The following is a 19459-nucleotide window of genomic DNA, read 5'->3' on the forward strand; positions in this document are numbered from 1 at the left end:
ATTATAAGCTGTTATACCGTTTTCTCCTGTCTTCCCTAATAGCATTGCTTACCCATTGCTTACCCATTACGGATGGCATTAGCAATGAGTCCGTATTGAGTAAGCAATGCTTCCTGCAAAGCTGTAGACGGAGGACACCGTTCCTCTACCAGAAAAATGGTTTAGATTGTTGAGATTCTCTCTGCCCTCTGCTCTCTGCCCTCTGCCAAAAAGCCCGTCAGGGCGACACAATTATAGCGATGGTGGCGTAAGCCCCTCGTAAAAAAAGGTTTAGATGGTTGAGATTCTCTCTGCCCTCTGCTCTCTGCCCTCTGCCAAAAGTGGTGGGTGATACAGGATTCGAACCAGTGACCTCTACGATGTGAACGTAGCGCTCTAACCAGCTGAGCTAATCACCCTTGCACCTTTAAAATGTAAAAATATTATATAAGAGAATGCCAAAAGACAAAATAATGAGCTAACCACATAACTATCAGTAACAAAAGAAGATGGTGGGAGATACTGGATTCGAACCAGTGACCTCTACGATGTCAACGTAGCGCTCTAACCAACTGAGCTAATCACCCACTCTTTAGTCAGAATTCTTAAATGGTCTTTTTTGTCAAGTTCCGAATTGGGTATAAGCTTAAAAAAAGGCGTTATAATGTCTTTTACTGCAAGAGGAGAAAGCGTCCTGCCTTGCTGCTTGTGTTTTGTAGGCGATAAAAATAAACCCCGTTGGGAAGAGAAGAATCCGGAACAAAGCTGATTTCATTTATGCCATTATGCAGATTAATAGCAGTTAGGCACTGCACTTTTTGTCCTTTCACATTATAAATTTCTATAGTTGCAGAGTCATTATTTTTAGGACTTAAAAGACGAAAAACCGCAGTTCCGGAAACGGGATTGGGATATAAATTATTAATCATCAAGGCACTTGGGTTATTAGTTTCATCTATCACAGGGGTGCCGGCATCATAACGAAAAGGAATGCTGTAACTTCCGATATGAGGACTACTGACTACAAAACGGAAGTCAACTATGGCAGATGAGCCAACTGTTAAATTCAGATGAAAGGATAAAGCTTCTCCCGCAGACATTGAAAAAGGACGGTCAATGCTTCCTGGATAGCAGTTTCCCGTTTCATCACAATAATTAAAATACCAGTCCGCTGGTGCATTATCCGCTTCCAGGTGCATAGTGTAATTTTCAGCCGCTCCAAGATTGAAGAACCACAAAGGAGCTGAAAGATAGTTAGTATTGGCATCTCCTGTTATATACCGACTCCAGTCCATAGCTGCCCTGAAATTATATTCCGGCAAAGGTAGAGAAGAAATACATTGAAGAATCGTTTTATTGGGAAGCTGCAGAAAAACAATCCCCCACAAGTTACTTACCACCCAAGAAGGATTTAAGTTAAATGTCTGGTTAAAGTTATATGTATCTCCAATACCACTTAAAGATACATTTTCATCGTAAAGAACAGCTCTTACAATATGGTCTTCCTCTCCCACATTATCTTCCAGTAAATAATATACAAGACGGGCATCAGAAATCGTTACATCTGGCGAAATCATTATTACAGACCCGCTAATCAAACCCCTTTCAAAACTGAAATTAGTCGGCACAATTTTGACCGGCGAAGCGGAATAACGGTAAACTGAAAGTGCATTAAGATAATCAGTTCCATCTGCAGTTCCTGCTCCTATTCCCTCCAGAGATATTTTACCATTGAAAATCACATTAGGCAAACCGATAATATTATAATAGTCAAACCTTTCATCTACCATATAATTACTGAGAGACCCGCTTTCCGTAAATAACCTGGCACTAATAAATTCGCCGTTATGCGTAACGGAATGAACTGCCTGTAAACCCTGCCAGGCAAGAGGACAATTCAAACACCAGGTAGCTCCAAAATCCTCTGCTATAGTTGTTACAGGCATATAAGTCGGCTGAGCAAAAAGAATGCTGCAAGCCAAAAGAGCAAATATCAGATAAATGTATTTCATTTTCATCTCCTTGTGTGTTATATAATAATTGAAAAATGCAAAACTGCAACTGTATACAACGAGGAAGTTGTTTTTCTTTTTCCATGATGACTCCTAACTTTTCCTCATCACCCAAGTTATAATCACAAATTAAATCTCAAATAAAAATCTGCGTAATCTGCGTAATCTGCGTGAAATATTCTTTTTAAAAGCGGGTGTTAAGTTCAAATCTTAAACCTTCAAAGGGAGCAACATAGCGGCAGACACCATTCCGACAAACTTTTCCCCCAGCTTCTTTTCCCCCAAAAAGGATTATATCGCTATGTTCAAAAAGCGGGTATTTAATTTGAGCGGAAGCCCAATATCTGCTGTCTAAAATTTCGCTTATATCTTCCCAGTTGCTTTGTGCGCATAAAGAAAGGGAAAGTTTACCCAAAGTAAAGTCCGTCTGCAGTTTGGGTTCAAAGTGCTCACTTTCCGCTTCCTGTCTTTGTTTGGAGACCTTTTTATATTCCGCCTGAATTTGCACCGGTATTTTCAGCAAAGCGAAGTTTGTTTGCAAGGCAGGAATTAAATCCTGTTGCCAGGAATTGCTGATATCATCTATTTTTTCAATATGGCTGTAGGAAGCAAGCAGAGAAAAGGAATCCTTAACATATTCCAGGGCAATGTAGGCATCGTTCATTTTCTTGTTTTTATCGCTATTCCACGCTTCCGCATAGTCCGCGGTAAAATTAAGATAATCCGTGATATTAACGGTTCCAAAACCCTGATAGCCAATTTCATCTTCTCCTGTGGCAGAGGCATCGGAAAGGGTTTCATTATGATAATTTACTGCCGGCAAGTCATTTAAGCGATATTGAAACTTATCATACTGTTTATAAGCACCCCCTAAAGTTACAGGACCGAAATAGTAACTGCCATTCACATAAATTGCCTTTCCGTTTTTAGTTCCGATACCGGGTTGATGATATAATTCACTGAAAGCCGTTTCCGCTTGAAAATCAACATATTTTGAAGCATAATTCAATCTGCCGGCAAAAACAGTTCGCTGATTATAGATATTGGTGGCAAGCAAATTGCGGAAAGCCATAGCTGAAGCACCTAAAGAAAGACCTTGGAAATAAGGACTTTGCACATCGGCACCATAAGCCAGATCATATTTTCCGGTAATAGCAGGATTTTCTATGGCACCATAAATTGCCTTGAACTTAAAAGCATCGTTATAGCTGAATAAAACACTCTCCAAACGGTTATCCACATCAAATTCCAGGTCTTTATAACTGCGAAAAACGATGCCGTTACCAAAACTTTCTTCCGTTATTCCGGCATATATTTTACAGGCATCTTTTTCGTAAGAGGCATACAATTCCTGCCAGCCAAGTTCCAAACGGTTGGCATCCAGTTCATCTAAAAGTTCCGTTTGTTCAGTGGAATATTTGGGCAGTTCGGCAATAAACTTCATTCCAAAGCTGAAATTTCTATAGGCAAGGTTGAAACCGAAGGTATCGTTAAAATAGGTATGCAAAGAGTCCTCAACCGTGCGATAGATGAATTTTGCCTCGTTGGAACCGTTTACAGACAGGGCGTTTTGAGCACTAAGCAAAGTAAAGCTGATTAACAGCATTATAAACAGGGTATGTTTCATTTTCTGTTCCACCATTTATATTTGTTAAACTAATACAAGAAACTCTCACAAAATTTTCACTTAATACTATAAATTTTGTTCTGTCTCCCGAGTAATATTTATTCTTCCTTCAGGGTAGTTACGAGTCCTCTCTGCCAAATGAATTCGTGAAAGGTGTAAAGGTTATTTTGGCAGTGATAACTCCTGACTTTTCCTTATCAACCAAGTTATAATCATAGATTAAAACCTCAAATAAAAAATCTGCGTAATCTGCGTAATCTGCGTGAAACTATCGTTATTCTGCGTCGGTTTTAAGTCCCAATAAATTACGGATATGCATTTCGTATTCATTTTCCACACCAGGTTCATAGCCAATATGAGAATAGACAATTTCTCCGGTTTTATTTAGAATAAAGGTATGCGGAGGGTTTGTTACTCCCAGTTTTTTAGCCAAGGTTTTTTCGGAATCAAACAGAGTTATAAACTTATAATTCTTGCTTTTCAGATAGTTTTTTGCCTTGGGCAGATTTTTAGGAGCATCAATAGAAATCATTACTACCGTTAGCGAATCATACTTTTCTGCCAGGGTATGCAATTGTGGCATAGCATCTTTACACGGTTTGCAGTAATCAGCCCAAAAATCAATCAGCACAGGACCCTTTCCCAGAAGTTCCTGCAAAGTAACATTTTTTCCTGTAGCATCGGGAAGCTTAAAATCCGGCATCATATCTGCCATAGCAAAAGAAACCAAAAGCAGCAGGAGCAAACAGGCAATCGGTTTTTTCATTGTGAACCTCCTTTTTTTACAGCAAGAGGATATTGTAAGCCACTATATATAATAGCGTTATTAGCGAAGGTGGCAGGTGTTTTTTGAGCAAAAATCACTAATGCGGCATCCTCAGGAATTGTAACATTAGCGCTGAATTCAAAGGCAACAGGGTTACTTAAATCCACTTCGCTTATATCAATGCGTTTTCTGCCTATTACTACATTGGTAAGATGCTCTCCTTCAGCATTTAGCGCTGTAGAAACCAAATCAATAACTGCCAGATTCAGAATCAGTTCTTCCTGATTGAAGGATGTGGATAGAGGAGTAAGTTTTACACTTCCGGAAATATTTATTCCCTCTACGGTAGCGTTTAGAACACTGTAATCCATCTGACTTAATAATTCCAATTCACTTTGCACGATATAAGGATATTGGCTTAAAGTTTCCTGATTTCCACCTACCAGTTTATGTTTTCCCTGAATAATAGAAACAGGAGCACTGTATGCGCTATAATAAGCATAGAGAGGATCGTTAAAAGCAACCGGACCGGAAAGCTGATGGGTTAAATAGATGAAGTCATTTCCATATTGAGAGCTTAAATCGTGTAAAAGATTTTCCACAGCGGGACAGTAACTGCAACCCACATTAGTAACATATTCCACTATAACTTTTTGAGTTGGAGCAGAAGGATCACAGCCACATTGATTGCCTCGCAGCAGCCATTTTCCGTTTTCTTTCCTTAAGCGTTCTCCGGTATATAAGCTATCGGCAATAACATTTTTACGGCTGTCACTAATGGTTAAACGCCAGTTTGCCAAAGCATTGGTTTCATTTTGCAGAGTAGCTGTTATTAAAATTACATCAATAACAGGATTATTTATACCGGAAAGCAGATTGTATAAGATAGCTTCCCACTCGCTTTTAGTGATGCCATAATGTTTATAGTCCTCTGCATAAAAAGCCATCACCGTAGATAAATCTTCAGCGCTGGCAGTATTAAATGCCTCTTCCAAAGGACTGAAAAGTTCTGCATTAAAATCCACCTGTTCCAGTGGCTTAAAATTATGGTCAAAGCGATCGCAGGAAAATATGCCTAAAAGTGCAACTATTAACAGGGCATAAACAATTTTCTTTTTCATCTTTTTCCCTAACTTTATCTATTCTGCTTGGGCAGGAATTTTATTAAGAGCATTTATTACCTCATCTTTGGAAAGCAGTTCGCCAAAAATATGGGGTTCTGCACCCGGAATGTATAAAGCATTAAAAGGAACGCCTGCTCTTCCGTGTTTTTTTATCCAAGCAAGCAGGGTTTCATCTTTTTTGGTGAAATCCCCTCTTAGCAGCAGAACATTTTTCTTCTTAAATTCCTGCATCATCGTTTCCGTAAACAGAACTGTCTTTTCATTCGTCATACAATTTTTACACCAGGCAGCTCCAATGTCCAGAAAAACCGCTCTACCTTCTTTCAGTGCCTTATTTAAAATATCTTCACTGAATACATACCAACCCTCAGGAGCATTGGGAGCAGGAATCAGTTCGCCACTTTTTACCTGAATTTCCTCTTGTTTCGTTTCTTTAATCGGTAGATAAGTAACAGCAGCAAAGATAATTAGCCCAATAGAAATAAGCGTAAAAAGCCATTGTGTTAATTTGCTGTTTTCCACCCTTACAAACCTGCCATAGAGCCAGGTGGAAAAACCAAGAATAAACAAAAACCACAGAACTTTCAACAGATATTCACCGTCGGTTAACAGCAGCAAGGTTTTCAGCTGAGTGTAAACAATAATCAGCAAAACAAAACCCATCACTTCTTTGAAAATAATCATCCAGTTGCCTGGCTTGGGAATTATTTTCAACGCCTTGGGGAAAAAGCCAATCAGCAGAAATGGAAACGCAAAACCGAGCCCGATAGTAAGAAAGAAAATCAGCATTAAAACAGGTGGCAAAGCTAAGGCAAAAGGCAAAGCCGCACCTAAAAAAGGTCCCGTGCAAGATATCGCCATCAAAAAGGCAAAAATACCCCCAAAAAAAGAACCGCTATAGCCCCCTCGGGAAGTTGCCTTATTAGCCGTATTCATTCCCGGAACGGTTATTTCAAAGACCCCTAAAAGTGACAAAGCAAACACAAACACAATTGACATCAGGGTTACTACAAAACCAGGATTTTGATTTTGCAAACCCCAACCTACCGATTCACCTGCCTTTTGCAAAGCGATGAAAATTCCTGCCATTACGGCAAAGGAAATCAGCACCCCCAAAGCGTAAATCAAAGTATGATTCAGCACTTTGGTTTTATCTTTCTGCGCTTGATTCATTATACTCATAATTCTTATCGGCAAAATGGGTAAAACGCAAGGTGTTATATTTAATATAATTCCGCCTAAAAAGGCAAAAAGAATGTATTTTAGTATTTCGCCAAGAGGATGGCTGGTTTCAGGTTTTTTATCGGGAATCGGGGATTTTTCTATAGGAATGGTTTCCTTTTGTTCTATCCTATTTGGGGTTTCCTCTTCGTTTTCCGAAACAGCAGCTGGTATTGGTTCATTTTCAGCTATTTTAATAGAAAGGATAGCTGTTGCCTCTTCGGGTGGATCACACATTCCTGTTTCATAACATAGATTATAGCTCAGCAGAACTTCAATCTGTTTGTTGCCTGTTTTAGCTGTTTGTTTCACCGTAAAAGGCAAAGTTAAAGTTACTTGGGGATGATAGTTCCATTCCTCTTCCGAAACAACCTGTGTCGGTTTCGGATAAATAACTTTACCCAAAATAAGGTCTGGATGGCTTGCTTCCAGATAAAAATACTCCGGGTTTTGGGGATTAAAGGTTTGTTTTTTCCCTTCAGGAATAAGGAGAGTGGCTTTAATAACACCTTTTTCTCCAGGCTTCAAGACCTCAGGAGAAATAGAGAATTTAACGCTCTGTGCAAAAATTGGCAGAATGAGCAACACTAAACAGAACATTAACAACAGCTTAAGACATCTATGCATCAGCAATATCCTTGTTACATATTTGGGTACTTATAGTAAATGATAATGCAGAAAACATTCCAGACAAGACAACTATTGTGGGAATGAAAAATAAAGAGTGTATGAGGAGGTTCAAAAAAATAGCGGATTATAATTAAAGAAAAATCCAATTAATCCAGTATATCCATTTATCTGCGTTCTATATGTCACGCTCTTAAAATCTCTTTTCCTCTTTATCTCTTTGTTTATCTTCTCTCTTTTTCTCTTTGTAAAAAAAACCTTTAAACTTCCATTATTTCTTTTTCTTTTGCCTTTTCCGCCTCATCTATCTTTTTAATCCAATCATCTGTAAGGTCTTGCAATTCTTTCAGTTGTTTCTTTTCGTCGTCTTCACTTATTTCGCTGTCCTTTTTTTCTTTTTTAACTATATCATTGGCATCGCGGCGGATATTCCGGATAGCAACTCTGGTATCTTCCGAGATTTTTTTAATATTTTTAACTATATCTCTGCGTTTTTCTTCGGTTAAGGGCTGAAAAGGCAGGCGGATAACATTTCCATCGTTTTCTGGAGTAATGCCAATATTGGCAGCTAAAATGGCTTTTTCTATATCTGCCAGGGTTGTTTTATCCCAGGGCTGAACAACAATCATTCTGGCTTCGGGAATGGAAATGTTGCAGAGTTGTTTAATCGGTGTAGGTAGACCGTAATAATTGATTTTAATATCATCCAAAATGGAAGCGCTGGCGCGTCCGGTTCTGATTTTGGAATATTGATGCAGCATTGCATCAAAGCTCTTTTGCATTTTTTCTTTAGTATTATCTTTTATATTTTCCATAATATCCTCTTTACCAGGCAGAAACTATGTTCAGGGGTGAATATAGGTTCCTGTTTCCGCATTAGTAAGTGCTTCAATTAACATTTGCGGCTGACTGATGTTGAAAATCTTAATAGGCATAGTATTATCCATAGCCAGAGAAAAAGCGGTTAAATCCATAACTCCCAAGCGTTTTTGCAAACATTCCTCAAAGCTGGCACTGCTTATAAAATGGGCATTTTTATCTTTTTTGGGATCGGCGCTGTAAAGTCCATCCACATTAGTTGCTTTTAACACAATATCAGCTTGCAGTTCAACAGCGCGTAAAACGGCAGCGGTATCTGTAGTAAAATAAGGATTTCCTGTTCCTCCGCTGAAAAAACAGACCTTTCCCTGTTCCAAAGCGGAGGAAGCCAATTGAGGAGTATAACGATCAACCACTTTATCCACAGCCAGAGTGGAAAAAATGGCACAGTCAATTCCTTTGGAAATAAGGATTTCTGCCATATACAGAGAATTCTGGATAGTTGCCAGCATACCGATACTATCCAGAACTACCCTGTTCAAATTTTTATTTTTCCAGGAACCGCCGCGGAATATATTTCCCCCGCCTAAAACGATGCCTAATTCATAATTTTGGTTATGAACTGTAATTATAGCATCGGTCAGGGAGTCAATTACTGTTTCATCGTAGATGATGCCTTTTTTACCGGAAAGAACTTCTCCGGAAAGTTTCAACAGCACACGATGGATATTTTCGCTTTTGTAAACATTTTTCATACTTGAACTCCCGGCTGTTTCAGGAAGGTTTACAGCTTTATGTTCAGCTTTTATTCGCCACCTAATTGATAACGGACAAATCTGGCAATTTGAATATTTTCGCCTGTTGTGGCTATAGCGTTTGTCAGTAAGTCCTTTACGGTTTTTGTGCTGTCGCTGATCAGTTCTTGTCCTAAAAGGGAATGTTCGTTGCAGAACTTTTTCAGATTACCTTCCACAATTTTCTCTATAATTTCGGGTTTTTTCCCTTCATTCACAGCTTTGTTATAGGCAATTTCTTTTTCTCTTTCCAGAATGGCGGGATCAATTTGCTCGGGACTTATAGCTAAAGGGTTGGTAGCGGCAATTTGCATTGCTATTTCATCTGCCAAAGCTTTAAATTCATCGGTTCTGGCAACAAAATCGGATTCGCAATTCAGTTCCAGAAGCACTCCAATCCGGTTGTTGAAATGTATGTATGAATGAATGATACCTTCTTTAGTGGCACGGTTTGCTTTTCCTTCTGCTTTACTGATTCCCTTTTCCCGCAGGTATTTTATTGCCTCATCAATATTTCCGTTTTTTTCAATAAGGGCTTTGCGGCAATCCATCATTCCGGCTCCAGTTCTGTCACGCAATTCTTTTACTTGGGTTGCAGTAATCTCTGCCATTTTTTCTCCTTTTTGGTTAAAGTAAGTTTTGGGGTTAGTTTTTTATTGTTCCGTTTCCGCTAATTCGGGAACATCAAATTCCACTTTTTCTTCTGCTGCAGCCAATTCGGCTTCAAAATCCTCTGTTTCTTCTGCAGCAGTTGTTTCAGTTGTTTCTTCTTCAGTGCTTTCTCCCTCTGTGGCAAGTCCTTTTCCTTCAATAACGGCATTTGCCATAATATCTGAAATCAGATGAATAGCACGCGTGGCATCGTCGTTACTGGGAATTACATAATCAATCAAATCGGGATCGCAATTGGTATCAACCATTGCCACAATCGGAATATTCAAGATACGTGCTTCGTGCACGGCTATTTTTTCATATTCGGTATCCACAATAAAAACACATCCTGGCAGGGCATCCATTTCGCGAATACCGCCTAAGGAAAATTCAATTTTATCGTGCATTCTTTTCATTTTTTGTTGTTCCAGCTTGGTGTAACCATTGATAGTGCCGTCAGCCACGATTTCTTCATAATACTTCATCTTTTCAATGCTTTGACGGATAGTAGCCATATTAGTTAGCATTCCACCATACCAACGCTGGTTTACATAAAAGACACCGGCTTTTTCAGCAGCTTCTTTAATAGCTGCCTGTGCCTGTTTTTTGGTTCCTACAAAAAGGATATATTCACCTTTGGAGGCAACCTCTTTCATAAACTGATATGCTTCATTGATAGCATCTACTGTCTGTTTCAAATCAATAATATGAATCCCGTTGCGTTTAATGAAGATGTATTTCTTCATTTTAGGATTCCATTTGAAGGTTTGATGCCCAAAATGGACACCAGCTTCAAGTAATTGTTTCATAGTTACTACGGACATTCTTTTCTCCTGAAATACGGTTTTTAGGTCTCTTCCGGACGGTGTAAGCAATTCAAAGGAACAAAAACCTCACCGCCTTGCAAGCGTTCCGGAAGTTTATTTAATGTTTTTTCCATTTTGATAATCCTTTTGTCATTCCTGTGAAAGCAGGAAGCAGATGATTTTTCATCTCTTTAACTGAACTATCAATATAGAACTTATAAAACTTGTTGTTTTTCATTACAGAAAAACTGTTTCTTTTAACGCTTAGAGAACTGGAATCTTTTTCTGGCTTTGGGACGACCGGATTTTTTGCGTTCCACCATTCTGGGATCACGCGTTAAAAATCCCCGGGTCTTCAGCACAGGACGAAGATTTTCATCATATTCCACTAAGGCACGGGAAATACCATGACGGATAGCTCCTGCCTGACCGCTTAAACCACCTCCGTAAACATTTACATAAACATCAAAGTTATCGGATAAGCCAACGGTCTGTAAGGGCTGTTCTACAATCATTTCCAGGGTCTCACGCTGGAGATATTTCTTCATCTGGATATTATTAATAATGCGTTTTCCAGTTCCAGGCATAAGACGAACTCTGGCTACGGCATTTTTTCTTCTGCCAACTGCATCAAAGGTCTGCATACTTTTTTACTCCTAAATATTTAGTTCAATGGGTTTTTGAGCAGAATGCGGATGTTCAGCTCCAGGATAAACTTTCAATTTTTTGAACATTGCGCGTCCCAACTTATTTTTGGGCATCATACCTTTTACGGCATGTTCAATAATGCGTTCGGGATGCTTTTCCAAAACTTTGGCATAAGGAATTTCCTTCAAGCCGTCAGGATAACCACTAAAGCTTTTATAAACCTTCTGTAATGCCTTCATACCTGTTACGCGAACTTTTGCTGCATTGATCACAATCACATAATCACCGGTATCAATATTGGGCACATAATACGGTTTATGTTTGCCACATAAAATTGTGGCAACTTTTGTGGATAAGCGTCCCAAAGGTTTTCCCTCTGCATCTACGATATACCATTGCTGGTGAATATCGGAAGGACTTGGGGTTAGGGTCTTCATCGCTTCTCCTTTACATATTTTTTTATTCAGTAAGCCACATTTTTGGAAGCAGGAATAGTGTCAAGTGTTTTGAAGAGTTGAAACAACTGAAGGGAGAAAATGAAAAAGGGGAAAGGTGATATCAATGGAATTTTTAAGTGCAGCACTGGTTTCATCCCTAAATTTCTCTAACTTCATATAAATAGAAATAAATACACATTCTTCCCTAATTGCATTGCTTACCCATTGCTTACCCATTGCTAATGCCATCCGTAATGGGTAAGCAATGCTTCAGTATTTCCCTTAAGAAAGATGGAGTATCCTAAAAAAGGTGAACAGGTTAACGGGTGAACGGGTGAAAAGGTGAAAAAGTAAAAAGGAAAAACTCGCGATAGACAAAAAAAGGCAAAATTATTATAATAAAAACCATTTTTTCGGTGGCTTCGGTGTTTTTCGGTGGCTAAAAATGCAGAGAAACACCGTCCTCCGTCTACACTAAACTGTTTTGAGTCCTTACTGCTAAATAAAGGCGTAAAAGGTTTATAACTTTTGAAAGCATTGACAACTCCTAACTTGCATAGAAATCTGTGAAATCCGTGTTATCTGTGAGAGATTCACTTTTTCATTGACACAATAGCAGATAATAAGTGAAAGGATTATAAAGGAAAAATAGGTGAATATGGATATTATTAAAACCGAAAACATAGTAAAGGATTACATTTTAGGCAAGATAAAAGTCCGTGCTTTAAATGGAATTGACCTGCAAATTCAGAAAGGTGAATTTGTTGCCATAATGGGTCCCTCCGGCTCGGGGAAAAGCACTTTAATGCATATTCTGGGGTGTTTGGATAGTCCAACAGATGGAACTTATTATCTGGATGATGTTTTGGTTAGCAAAATGCCCAAAGCGTCTTTAGCTGCAGTCAGAAATCGGAAAATTGGCTTTGTGTTTCAGTCCTTTAATCTGCTCCCTCATTTGAACATCTTGAAAAATGTAGAACTCCCTTTAATGTATGGAGGTATGAGTAAAAGAAAACGCACTGCCAAAGCAAAAGAGGTTTTACAAAATGTGGGTCTGGGAGATCGTTTAAAACATAAGCCCGGTGAACTTTCCGGAGGTCAAAGACAACGCGTTGCCATAGCACGAGCAATTGTAAATGATCCTTCTATTCTACTGGCAGATGAACCAACGGGAAATCTGGATTCTCAATCCGGAGGGGATATTTTGGAAATTTTTACGGAGTTACACAGTCAAGGCAATACCGTTATTATTGTAACTCACGACCAGGCAATTGCTTCCAGAGCAGAAAGAATAATCAAAATAAAAGACGGGAAAATAGTAGATGGCAATTCCAATAGCTGAATCCCTCAAACTTGGTTTCGCGGATATTATGATGCGCAAAGTTCGCAGTATAGTAACCGTGATTGGCATAATTTTAGGTGTGATGTGCATAATGGTTGTTTTGGCAATTGTAAATGGAATGAACGAAAGCACAATGAGTTGGATGGAAGAACGCGGTGGTTTGAACAAAATAGAAGTTGAACAAAACTGGTTTTACGATTTTTCCAAAGGTGGAGATCCCAGTTTTTCTTTAAAGGAAATTCGTTATTTGCAATCCCTTATTCCGGAAGCGGAAGCATTTAATCCTACCGTTCAGGAATGGGAAGCGGTAATAAATAAGGGTGATATTCGTTACAGCACATCTTTAAGAGGTGTAATGCCCGATTTTGTAAAAGTGGAACAATGGGACATAGCTAAAGGCAGATTTATTAAAGACCTGGATATAGACCAACATAGCAATGTAATAGTTCTCGGCTCAACCGTGGCAAAAGAGTTTTTTGGCAACAACGATCCTCTCGGACAAATTATTTCCGTAGGCAATCAACAATTTATCGTTGTCGGTGTAATGGCTGAAAGATTTATGCCAACACAGGGCGGACAAATAGGAATGGGTGAAAATGCTTTGGAATATTTAAACCGCCGTTGTTTTATTCCTATTTCCACAATGATCAGTAAAGTTAACCCTGGCAGTAAAATAAGCTCCATAGATATTAGAGCAAAAAGTCCTGAAGAGGCAAAAGAACTGCGCCGTAAAGTGGAAAACATAGTGCTGAACCTGAAAAACGGAAAACATTTGTTTCAGGTTACTTCCGCTAAAGAACAACTGGATACAATGCAGGCAAATGCTAAAATATTTGAAGCCATATTTGTTTTAATTGCCGTAATTTCTCTGCTGGTTGGGGGAATTGTAATTATGAACATTATGCTTGCTTCCATCCGGGAACGCACTCGCGAAATAGGAGTTCGCATTGCGGTTGGAGCCAGAAGAAGAGATATTTTTATTCAGTTTTTGGTGCAAACGGTGCTTATTACCGCTTTAGGTGGAATTTTGGGAATTCTTTTAGGATTTGCTATTTTGGATAAAGTGGGTTCTTATTTACAAATAAAAGTGCTTGCCTCGGTGCAAATGATTTGGGTTGCTCTTTTGGTTTCTATTGGAGTGGGACTTATTTTTGGAGTAGGTCCTGCTATTAGAGCTGCCCGTCTTGATCCTGTAATTGCTTTAAGGGAGGAATAATGAGTAAAAAGAAACAAAATAAAGGTGTTTTTCAGAAGCTCCTTCTTTGGCTATATTCTTACATCAAAATTGTTATTGTGGATCTCAAGAAAATTTACTTTTCCATAACTGTCCCTCAACAACGGAAAAAGGTCTTTAGCAATATATGGACATTTATCAAAACATTTTACCAGCGTTTTATGGGTGAAGGTATTTTGAAGGAATCAGCCAGTTTAACTTACATAACTCTTCTCGGTTTTGTCCCTTTTATCAATTTCCTGGTTTTAATTGCCCCGGATTTACCATTTCTGAATTTGGGTGATAAACTGAGAGAATTGGTGGTTCAAAACTTTATTCCGAGTTCGGCGAATGCTATAATCAACTTTTTGGACAAGCTGATTATGCCCAAAGTTGGCTTCAACATTTTCAATTTTGTTATCCTGATTGTTAGTTCCTATTCGTTGTTTTCAGTTATAAGAGGGACTTTTGACCGTATCCTGAGTATGCAGCTGAAGTCCTCTCAGGATACTATTACTCAATTAGTGAAATTTTTCGGCACGATTGTTTTCGGATTGCTGATTATCGTGTTGCTTTTTTCCAGTTCATCTATTCCAATTATCTCCCGTTTGTTAAAGTCACCTGTTTTACAATGGATTATGGTAATAGTTCCCTTTGTTTTGCAATTTTTGGCTATAATGTTTCTTTATATGTTATTGCCTTCGGTAAGAATTAACCGTGCCTCCTTGTTTAGAGGTGCTTTTTGGACTACGGTTATCTGGGTTATAGGTAAGTCCGCATTTGATTTTTATATATATAACTTAACTAATTACGAACGACTTTACGGAGTGATGGCTGTTCTGCCGATTTTCCTACTGTGGATTTATATAAATTGGGCTATTATTTTGGGAGGAATGGTTTTAGTAAGTGAAATGGAAAACAAAAAAAACGGTGGCTTTTTAACCAAAGAACCCCATAATGCCGTGCGCATAACAATGGAACTTTTTACTAATCAAAAACTTAATCAACGTCTGGAAGGAATTTTGAGTAAAGAAGAACTGAAGAAATTGGCAGATACCCTGAACGAGGAAGAAGATAAATGAATAAATATGCCCTAATTAGTGTTGCGGATAAAACCGGTATTGAGACCTTAGCTATGGAACTGGAAAGAATGGGCTTTACCATTCTTTCCACTTCGCATACAGCTGATTACTTAAAACAATTCTGCCAGAAAGTAGTGCTGGTTTCGGATTTAACCGGTTTTCCGGAAATTCTGGAAGGCAGAGTTAAAACACTCCATCCCGTTATTTATGCCGGAATTTTGGCAGATAGAAATAATCCTGCTCACGCCAAAACACTCTCTGAACTAAAAATTGAGCACATAGATGTAATAGCGGTAAATTTGTATCCTTTTGCCTCTGTTTGCTGGAAAGAAAATGCCACCGAACAGGAAATTATAGAAAATATAGATATTGGAGGTCCCGCTTTAATTCGTGCAGGAGCCAAGAACTATAAAAGCGTTACTGTTTTGGTTGATCCTGTGGACTATGCTAATGCGTTGGAGCTTTTAAAGCAGAATAGTATTTTACCGGAAAAATTTAGTTCCTATCTGGCACAAAAGGCATTTGCCAAAACCCGGGATTACGATGCTGAAATTGCCGCTTATTTTGCCTCTCAAGGAATAGAGGAATCTATTACTAACGAACTACCTGCTCAACTGGAGTTTGCTATTTCTTTAAAGAGAAAATTGCGCTATGGCGAAAACCCTCATCAAAATGGTGGTTTCTATGCAAAGGTAACCTCCGGTTGGGAACTTATTCACGGTAAGGAACTCTCTTTCAATAACATAATGGATATTGATTCTGCCTTCAGAGCTATTCGTCTTTTTGGTAAACCAACTGCCATTATTATTAAACACTGCAATCCTTGTGGTATTGGCAGTGATGAAACATTGGCAGAGGCATATAGAAAAGCTTATGAAACAGATACGGAGGCACCTTTTGGGGGAATTGTAATTGTCAACCGTCCCCTGGATTTGGAAACGGCTACCCTGATTAATAATATCTTCACTGAAATCATTATTGCTCCTGCTTTTGAACCCGGTGTTTTAGAATTCCTGAAAAAAAAGAAAAACCGCCGCCTAATTCGCTACGAATTTTCTCTGCTGGAAAAACCGCTTAACCCTATAGAAATTAAGACACTTACTTCGGGCTATTTAGCTCAGGACTGGGACCTCGTAAACGAATCAACAGAGAACTGGAAAATAGTTACTAACAAACAACCTGCTCCGGAAGAGTTGGAAGCCCTTATTTATGCCTGGAAAGCTGTTTCCGTCCTAAAGTCCAATGCCATTGCTATCGCTAAAAAAGATAGTGTCTTAGGGCTTGGCTGCGGACAAACCTCCCGCATAGATGCTGTTCAATTAGCTCTCTGGAAAGCAAAAAAATTCGGACACGATTTAACGGATTCTGTTTGTGCCTCCGATGGCTTTTTCCCTTTTCGGGATTGTATAGATACTCTTGCTAAGAACGGAATTTCAGCTATCATCCAACCTGGCGGTTCCAAAAACGATGCGGAATGCATTTCTGCTTGCAACGAACTAAACATCGCTATGGTCTTTACCGGTTTCCGTCACTTTAAGCACTGAAAATATGTTATTAAGTGAAGATGAAAAAAAGAAGTTGACAGAAAGATGGAGTAATAATAGAAAAATATAATGAAATTAAATCCAATATAATCGTTAAAGAGAGGATACTAAAATGGTCTCTAAAAATATACATAATTATGAGATAGATTTTGCGCCAACAAAAGACGAAAAGTCAGAAAAAAATATTTCTGATTTAATGCCCTTGTCTAATAATAAGATAGGAGGGGAAGCTAAAATGAAACATACAGCACCAAGAAATAGAACTCTTACTGTGTCGGAAGAGGAACTAAAAAAAATGAAAACAAGATTTATCAACTTAAATAAGCAATGTATGTTAGATGCTATAAAAGGGAATGTGATCTGTCAGGATGCACTTGAATGTATTCAATTCCTGCCCGAAAAATCAATTGATCTTCTTATTATTGATCCCCCCTATAATATGTATAAAAAGTTTAATGAAGTTACCTTCAATAAAAAAACCATTGATGAGTATGCAGAATGGATTGACTCTTGGTTTTCTCAGATTGTTTCTAAAATATCATTAACCGGTTCGGTTTATGTATGCTGTGACTGGCAATCTTCTTCTGCAATAGAGACAGTGCTAAGAAAACATTTGATTGTAAGAAATAGAATTACATGGGAAAGAGATAAGGGTAGAGGAGCAAAAACAAACTGGAAAAACTGTTCTGAGGATATATGGTTTGCCACCAAGTCCAATAAATATGTTTTCAATGTAGATAAGGTTAAAATTATGCGAAAAGTAATTGCACCTTATAGAGATGAAAACGGAGATCCTAAGGACTGGAAAGAAACAAATACAGGCAATTATAGATTATCTCATCCCTCAAACTTTTGGACAGATATCACTATCCCTTTTTGGTCTATGCCTGAAAATACTGATCACCCTACTCAAAAACCGGAAAAATTATTAGCGAAACTAATACTTGCCAGTTCCAATGAAGGTGATTTTGTGTTTGATCCCTTTTGTGGCTCTGGTTCAACCTTAGTTGTAGCAAAAAAATTAAACCGCGAATTCAGTGGTATTGAAATTGACGAATATTATTGTGCTCTTACCTTAAAACGATTAGACCTAGCTGATATTGATAAATCTATACAAGGATACAGTGAAGGATTATTTTGGGAGAGAAATAGTTTAACCGAACAGCAAAAAATTAAGCTATCAAGTAGAAAACAAAAAGGAATTGATAATTATGAAATCGAATTTGACTGGCATCATTAAGTTCATCGAATCAAAAAACGCAATTAAGGATAAGAATAAACTAACTAAACTTGTTTCCCGAAGATTCAAATTAATTCGTGACAGGTCCGTGTATTACAATGATGAATTTGCAATCAGGTTTTGTAAATCTGCTCGCCCCAATCTTAGCAATACAATTCTCTCTCTTTCAAACTTAAGAAAAGTTGATGACCGACCTTTTATCGTATGTGTAGTAACTCCCGATAAGAATTATATGTATCTTGCTAATTCTACATTTTTATCTAAGATAAGCCATAGCTCTCAGCTGTTGCGAACTAATAATATTAAAGGCAGCTTCAATGGATCAGATATTAAGAAAGAATTTAATGGCTATAAAAATGAACCTGATAATTTCGCTGTTTTATTCGACTTCCATAAACAATTTAGTTTTGAAGAAAATCTTGCACGTTTGGTTGAAGCTACTAATGATATTCATCCTTCCGGTAAAAATTTAGAATTAAAAGATAGTGAAATTAAACAAATTTTAGCTGCTCCTCTACGAGCTCAATCTTTTGTTAACAGTAATGAATATATTATCCTAAAAGAAGAACTTGATACTCGGGTAAAACAATATAGAACCGAAATTCTTATAGCTTCTTTAATAGAGAATAGCAATATTAGAAGCGCTGTTATAGAGTATCTTATTGCCGGAAATGACGATTCCTTGCGTAAAGAAATTATTAAATCTCTTAATTCAGGGAAAGGTTATCAATCCCTCACATCTAATAAACATTCTTTAGGTGATTATTCAAGGGAATTTGCTAATTTTCTAACTGAAACTGATGTAAAAACAAAGATAATGGTTTTAGATTCAAATCCTAAAGCTTATAATATTGATAAAATTCTGGAGTTCCTGACAAAGGAAAGGACAGTTTTTATGTTCTATTTTGTAGGCATAGACTATTTAAAAAATAGCGTAAAGACAACGCTTATATCTATGTTTCAAAAAGATCTGTGTAATTCTATTTTTATCCTTTCTCATTGGTCAGGTAGAAATTCAAGAGGGGTAACTCAGTTTGATGGTAAGGTAATTAAAAAGCTGATCTTAAATCCTGATAATTCAATAGACATTAAAAAAGCTCAAGACCTTCTAAAAAAATTAATAGAATTATAACTACATTTAGGGCATCTTACAAATAACTAATATACATATATGAACCTTTTTCTGCGCATTGTGGAAACATTTACTGATAAAATGATATTCCTTATTAGCAGATATAGTGTTTTTATTTAGTGAGAAGGTGGGCAGATACTAATTCTATTTGACAGAAAGAGGTAAGAAAAAAAGTTGGGAATAATAAGCAAGGAGATGTGTCCGAGTTGGCTGAAGGAGCACGATTGGAAATCGTGTAAACGTGTGAGCGTTTCTAGGGTTCGAATCCCTACATCTCCGCCATTTTTATTGATTTTTTTACCTGAAGGATATAAATACTCCAGCAGGAAAGCAGGTTGCCAAATTCCAATTTGCCAAAGCTCTGAAAGTTATTTATAATATCAGTGTTATGCGGA

The 19459-nt window shown here is 37.9% G+C and carries 17 protein-coding genes and 3 tRNA genes; 7 read left to right on the forward strand and 13 right to left on the reverse strand.

Going from position 1 to position 19459, the window contains the following annotated elements:
* Window positions 1-321 precede the first annotated feature (321 nt).
* The 13 genes from CLOAM_RS08845 to rplM all read right to left on the reverse strand — a co-directional run bounded on the left by CLOAM_RS08845 (window position 322) and on the right by rplM (window position 11511).
* Window positions 322-398: transfer RNA gene (locus CLOAM_RS08845), tRNA-Val, on the reverse strand.
* A 91-nt stretch (window positions 399-489) separates the two neighbouring features.
* A tRNA-Val gene (locus CLOAM_RS08850) sits at window positions 490-566 on the reverse strand.
* An 84-nt stretch (window positions 567-650) separates the two neighbouring features.
* The gene (locus CLOAM_RS08855; RefSeq protein WP_044279137.1) at window positions 651-1991 is read right to left on the reverse strand and encodes a T9SS type A sorting domain-containing protein; all 1341 of its coding nucleotides are present in this window, start codon (window positions 1989-1991) and stop codon (window positions 651-653) included.
* A 184-nt stretch (window positions 1992-2175) separates the two neighbouring features.
* A complete protein-coding gene (locus CLOAM_RS08860) occupies window positions 2176-3618 on the reverse strand; it encodes a DUF6029 family protein (RefSeq protein WP_044279139.1) in 1443 nt (480 codons plus the stop codon).
* A gap of 274 nt (window positions 3619-3892) precedes the next feature.
* Window positions 3893-4384 carry a TlpA family protein disulfide reductase gene (locus CLOAM_RS09450; protein ID WP_015425568.1) on the reverse strand — a complete coding sequence of 164 codons (492 nt, stop codon included), beginning with the start codon at window positions 4382-4384 and terminating at the stop codon, window positions 3893-3895.
* On the reverse strand, window positions 4381-5505 hold the full coding sequence (locus CLOAM_RS08870) for a hypothetical protein (protein WP_015425569.1): 1125 nt from the start codon (window positions 5503-5505) through the stop codon (window positions 4381-4383). The genes CLOAM_RS09450 and CLOAM_RS08870 overlap by 4 nt, the downstream gene beginning before the upstream one ends.
* Before the next feature lie 18 nt (window positions 5506-5523).
* Window positions 5524-7356, reverse strand: coding sequence for a protein-disulfide reductase DsbD family protein (locus CLOAM_RS08875; RefSeq protein WP_083774680.1), 1833 nt, complete (start codon window positions 7354-7356; stop codon window positions 5524-5526).
* 260 nt (window positions 7357-7616) lie between these two features.
* Window positions 7617-8174: a ribosome recycling factor gene (frr, locus tag CLOAM_RS08880; RefSeq protein ID WP_173307549.1), complete on the reverse strand. Its 558-nt coding sequence runs from the start codon at window positions 8172-8174 to the stop codon at window positions 7617-7619.
* Between the two features lie 27 nt (window positions 8175-8201).
* Complete coding sequence (gene pyrH / locus CLOAM_RS08885) at window positions 8202-8930, reverse strand: UMP kinase (RefSeq protein WP_015425572.1); 729 nt, start codon at window positions 8928-8930, stop codon at window positions 8202-8204.
* 50 nt (window positions 8931-8980) lie between these two features.
* Entirely contained in the window at window positions 8981-9580 is a 600-nt protein-coding gene (gene tsf / locus CLOAM_RS08890) for a translation elongation factor Ts (RefSeq protein ID WP_015425573.1), read from the reverse strand.
* A 42-nt stretch (window positions 9581-9622) separates the two neighbouring features.
* A complete protein-coding gene (gene rpsB, locus CLOAM_RS08895; RefSeq protein WP_044279143.1) occupies window positions 9623-10444 on the reverse strand; it encodes a 30S ribosomal protein S2 in 822 nt (273 codons plus the stop codon).
* Between the two features lie 239 nt (window positions 10445-10683).
* Entirely contained in the window at window positions 10684-11070 is a 387-nt protein-coding gene (gene rpsI, locus CLOAM_RS08900) for a 30S ribosomal protein S9 (protein ID WP_015425577.1), read from the reverse strand.
* Window positions 11071-11082: 12 nt separating this feature from the next.
* Complete coding sequence (gene rplM, locus CLOAM_RS08905; protein ID WP_015425578.1) at window positions 11083-11511, reverse strand: 50S ribosomal protein L13; 429 nt, start codon at window positions 11509-11511, stop codon at window positions 11083-11085.
* Window positions 11512-12169: 658 nt separating this feature from the next.
* On the opposite strand from rplM, the gene CLOAM_RS08915 reads away from it, so the two are divergent.
* The 7 genes from CLOAM_RS08915 to CLOAM_RS08945 all read left to right on the forward strand — a co-directional run bounded on the left by CLOAM_RS08915 (window position 12170) and on the right by CLOAM_RS08945 (window position 19346).
* A complete protein-coding gene (locus CLOAM_RS08915) occupies window positions 12170-12853 on the forward strand; it encodes an ABC transporter ATP-binding protein (protein WP_269764019.1) in 684 nt (227 codons plus the stop codon).
* Window positions 12834-14069, forward strand: coding sequence for an ABC transporter permease (locus CLOAM_RS08920; RefSeq protein WP_015425581.1), 1236 nt, complete (start codon window positions 12834-12836; stop codon window positions 14067-14069). Before CLOAM_RS08915 ends, CLOAM_RS08920 begins: the two co-directional genes overlap by 20 nt.
* Complete coding sequence (locus tag CLOAM_RS08925) at window positions 14069-15148, forward strand: YihY/virulence factor BrkB family protein (protein WP_015425582.1); 1080 nt, start codon at window positions 14069-14071, stop codon at window positions 15146-15148. Before CLOAM_RS08920 ends, CLOAM_RS08925 begins: the two co-directional genes overlap by 1 nt.
* The gene (purH, locus tag CLOAM_RS08930; RefSeq protein ID WP_015425583.1) at window positions 15145-16692 is read left to right on the forward strand and encodes a bifunctional phosphoribosylaminoimidazolecarboxamide formyltransferase/IMP cyclohydrolase; all 1548 of its coding nucleotides are present in this window, start codon (window positions 15145-15147) and stop codon (window positions 16690-16692) included. Before CLOAM_RS08925 ends, purH begins: the two co-directional genes overlap by 4 nt.
* Before the next feature lie 112 nt (window positions 16693-16804).
* Complete coding sequence (locus CLOAM_RS08935) at window positions 16805-17932, forward strand: DNA-methyltransferase (RefSeq protein ID WP_015425584.1); 1128 nt, start codon at window positions 16805-16807, stop codon at window positions 17930-17932.
* Window positions 17904-19064, forward strand: a complete 1161-nt coding sequence (locus CLOAM_RS08940; protein ID WP_157860030.1) for a hypothetical protein — start codon at window positions 17904-17906, stop codon at window positions 19062-19064. Before CLOAM_RS08935 ends, CLOAM_RS08940 begins: the two co-directional genes overlap by 29 nt.
* A gap of 191 nt (window positions 19065-19255) precedes the next feature.
* Window positions 19256-19346, forward strand: a tRNA-Ser gene (locus CLOAM_RS08945).
* Window positions 19347-19459 lie beyond the last annotated feature (113 nt).

This window comes from Candidatus Cloacimonas acidaminovorans str. Evry (genome assembly GCF_000146065.2).
GTDB classification, from domain to species: Bacteria; Cloacimonadota; Cloacimonadia; order Cloacimonadales; family Cloacimonadaceae; genus Cloacimonas; species Cloacimonas acidaminivorans.

Bases quoted from the DNA above. Each gene is read 5' to 3' on its own strand.
- CLOAM_RS08855 (WP_044279137.1), bottom strand. From the start codon at position 1,991: ATGAAATACATTTATCTGATATTTGCTCTTTTGGCTTGCAGCATTCTT.
- CLOAM_RS08860 (WP_044279139.1), bottom strand. From the start codon at position 3,618: ATGAAACATACCCTGTTTATAATGCTGTTAATCAGCTTTACTTTGCTT.
- CLOAM_RS09450 (WP_015425568.1), bottom strand. From the start codon at position 4,384: ATGAAAAAACCGATTGCCTGTTTGCTCCTGCTGCTTTTGGTTTCTTTT.
- CLOAM_RS08870 (WP_015425569.1), bottom strand. From the start codon at position 5,505: ATGAAAAAGAAAATTGTTTATGCCCTGTTAATAGTTGCACTTTTAGGC.
- CLOAM_RS08875 (WP_083774680.1), bottom strand. From the start codon at position 7,356: ATGCATAGATGTCTTAAGCTGTTGTTAATGTTCTGTTTAGTGTTGCTC.
- pyrH (WP_015425572.1), bottom strand. From the start codon at position 8,930: ATGAAAAATGTTTACAAAAGCGAAAATATCCATCGTGTGCTGTTGAAA.
- tsf (WP_015425573.1), bottom strand. From the start codon at position 9,580: ATGGCAGAGATTACTGCAACCCAAGTAAAAGAATTGCGTGACAGAACT.
- rpsB (WP_044279143.1), bottom strand. From the start codon at position 10,444: ATGTCCGTAGTAACTATGAAACAATTACTTGAAGCTGGTGTCCATTTT.
- rpsI (WP_015425577.1), bottom strand. From the start codon at position 11,070: ATGCAGACCTTTGATGCAGTTGGCAGAAGAAAAAATGCCGTAGCCAGA.
- rplM (WP_015425578.1), bottom strand. From the start codon at position 11,511: ATGAAGACCCTAACCCCAAGTCCTTCCGATATTCACCAGCAATGGTAT.
- CLOAM_RS08915 (WP_269764019.1), top strand. From the start codon at position 12,170: ATGGATATTATTAAAACCGAAAACATAGTAAAGGATTACATTTTAGGC.
- CLOAM_RS08920 (WP_015425581.1), top strand. From the start codon at position 12,834: ATGGCAATTCCAATAGCTGAATCCCTCAAACTTGGTTTCGCGGATATT.
- CLOAM_RS08925 (WP_015425582.1), top strand. From the start codon at position 14,069: ATGAGTAAAAAGAAACAAAATAAAGGTGTTTTTCAGAAGCTCCTTCTT.
- purH (WP_015425583.1), top strand. From the start codon at position 15,145: ATGAATAAATATGCCCTAATTAGTGTTGCGGATAAAACCGGTATTGAG.
- CLOAM_RS08935 (WP_015425584.1), top strand. From the start codon at position 16,805: ATGGTCTCTAAAAATATACATAATTATGAGATAGATTTTGCGCCAACA.
- CLOAM_RS08940 (WP_157860030.1), top strand. From the start codon at position 17,904: ATGAAATCGAATTTGACTGGCATCATTAAGTTCATCGAATCAAAAAAC.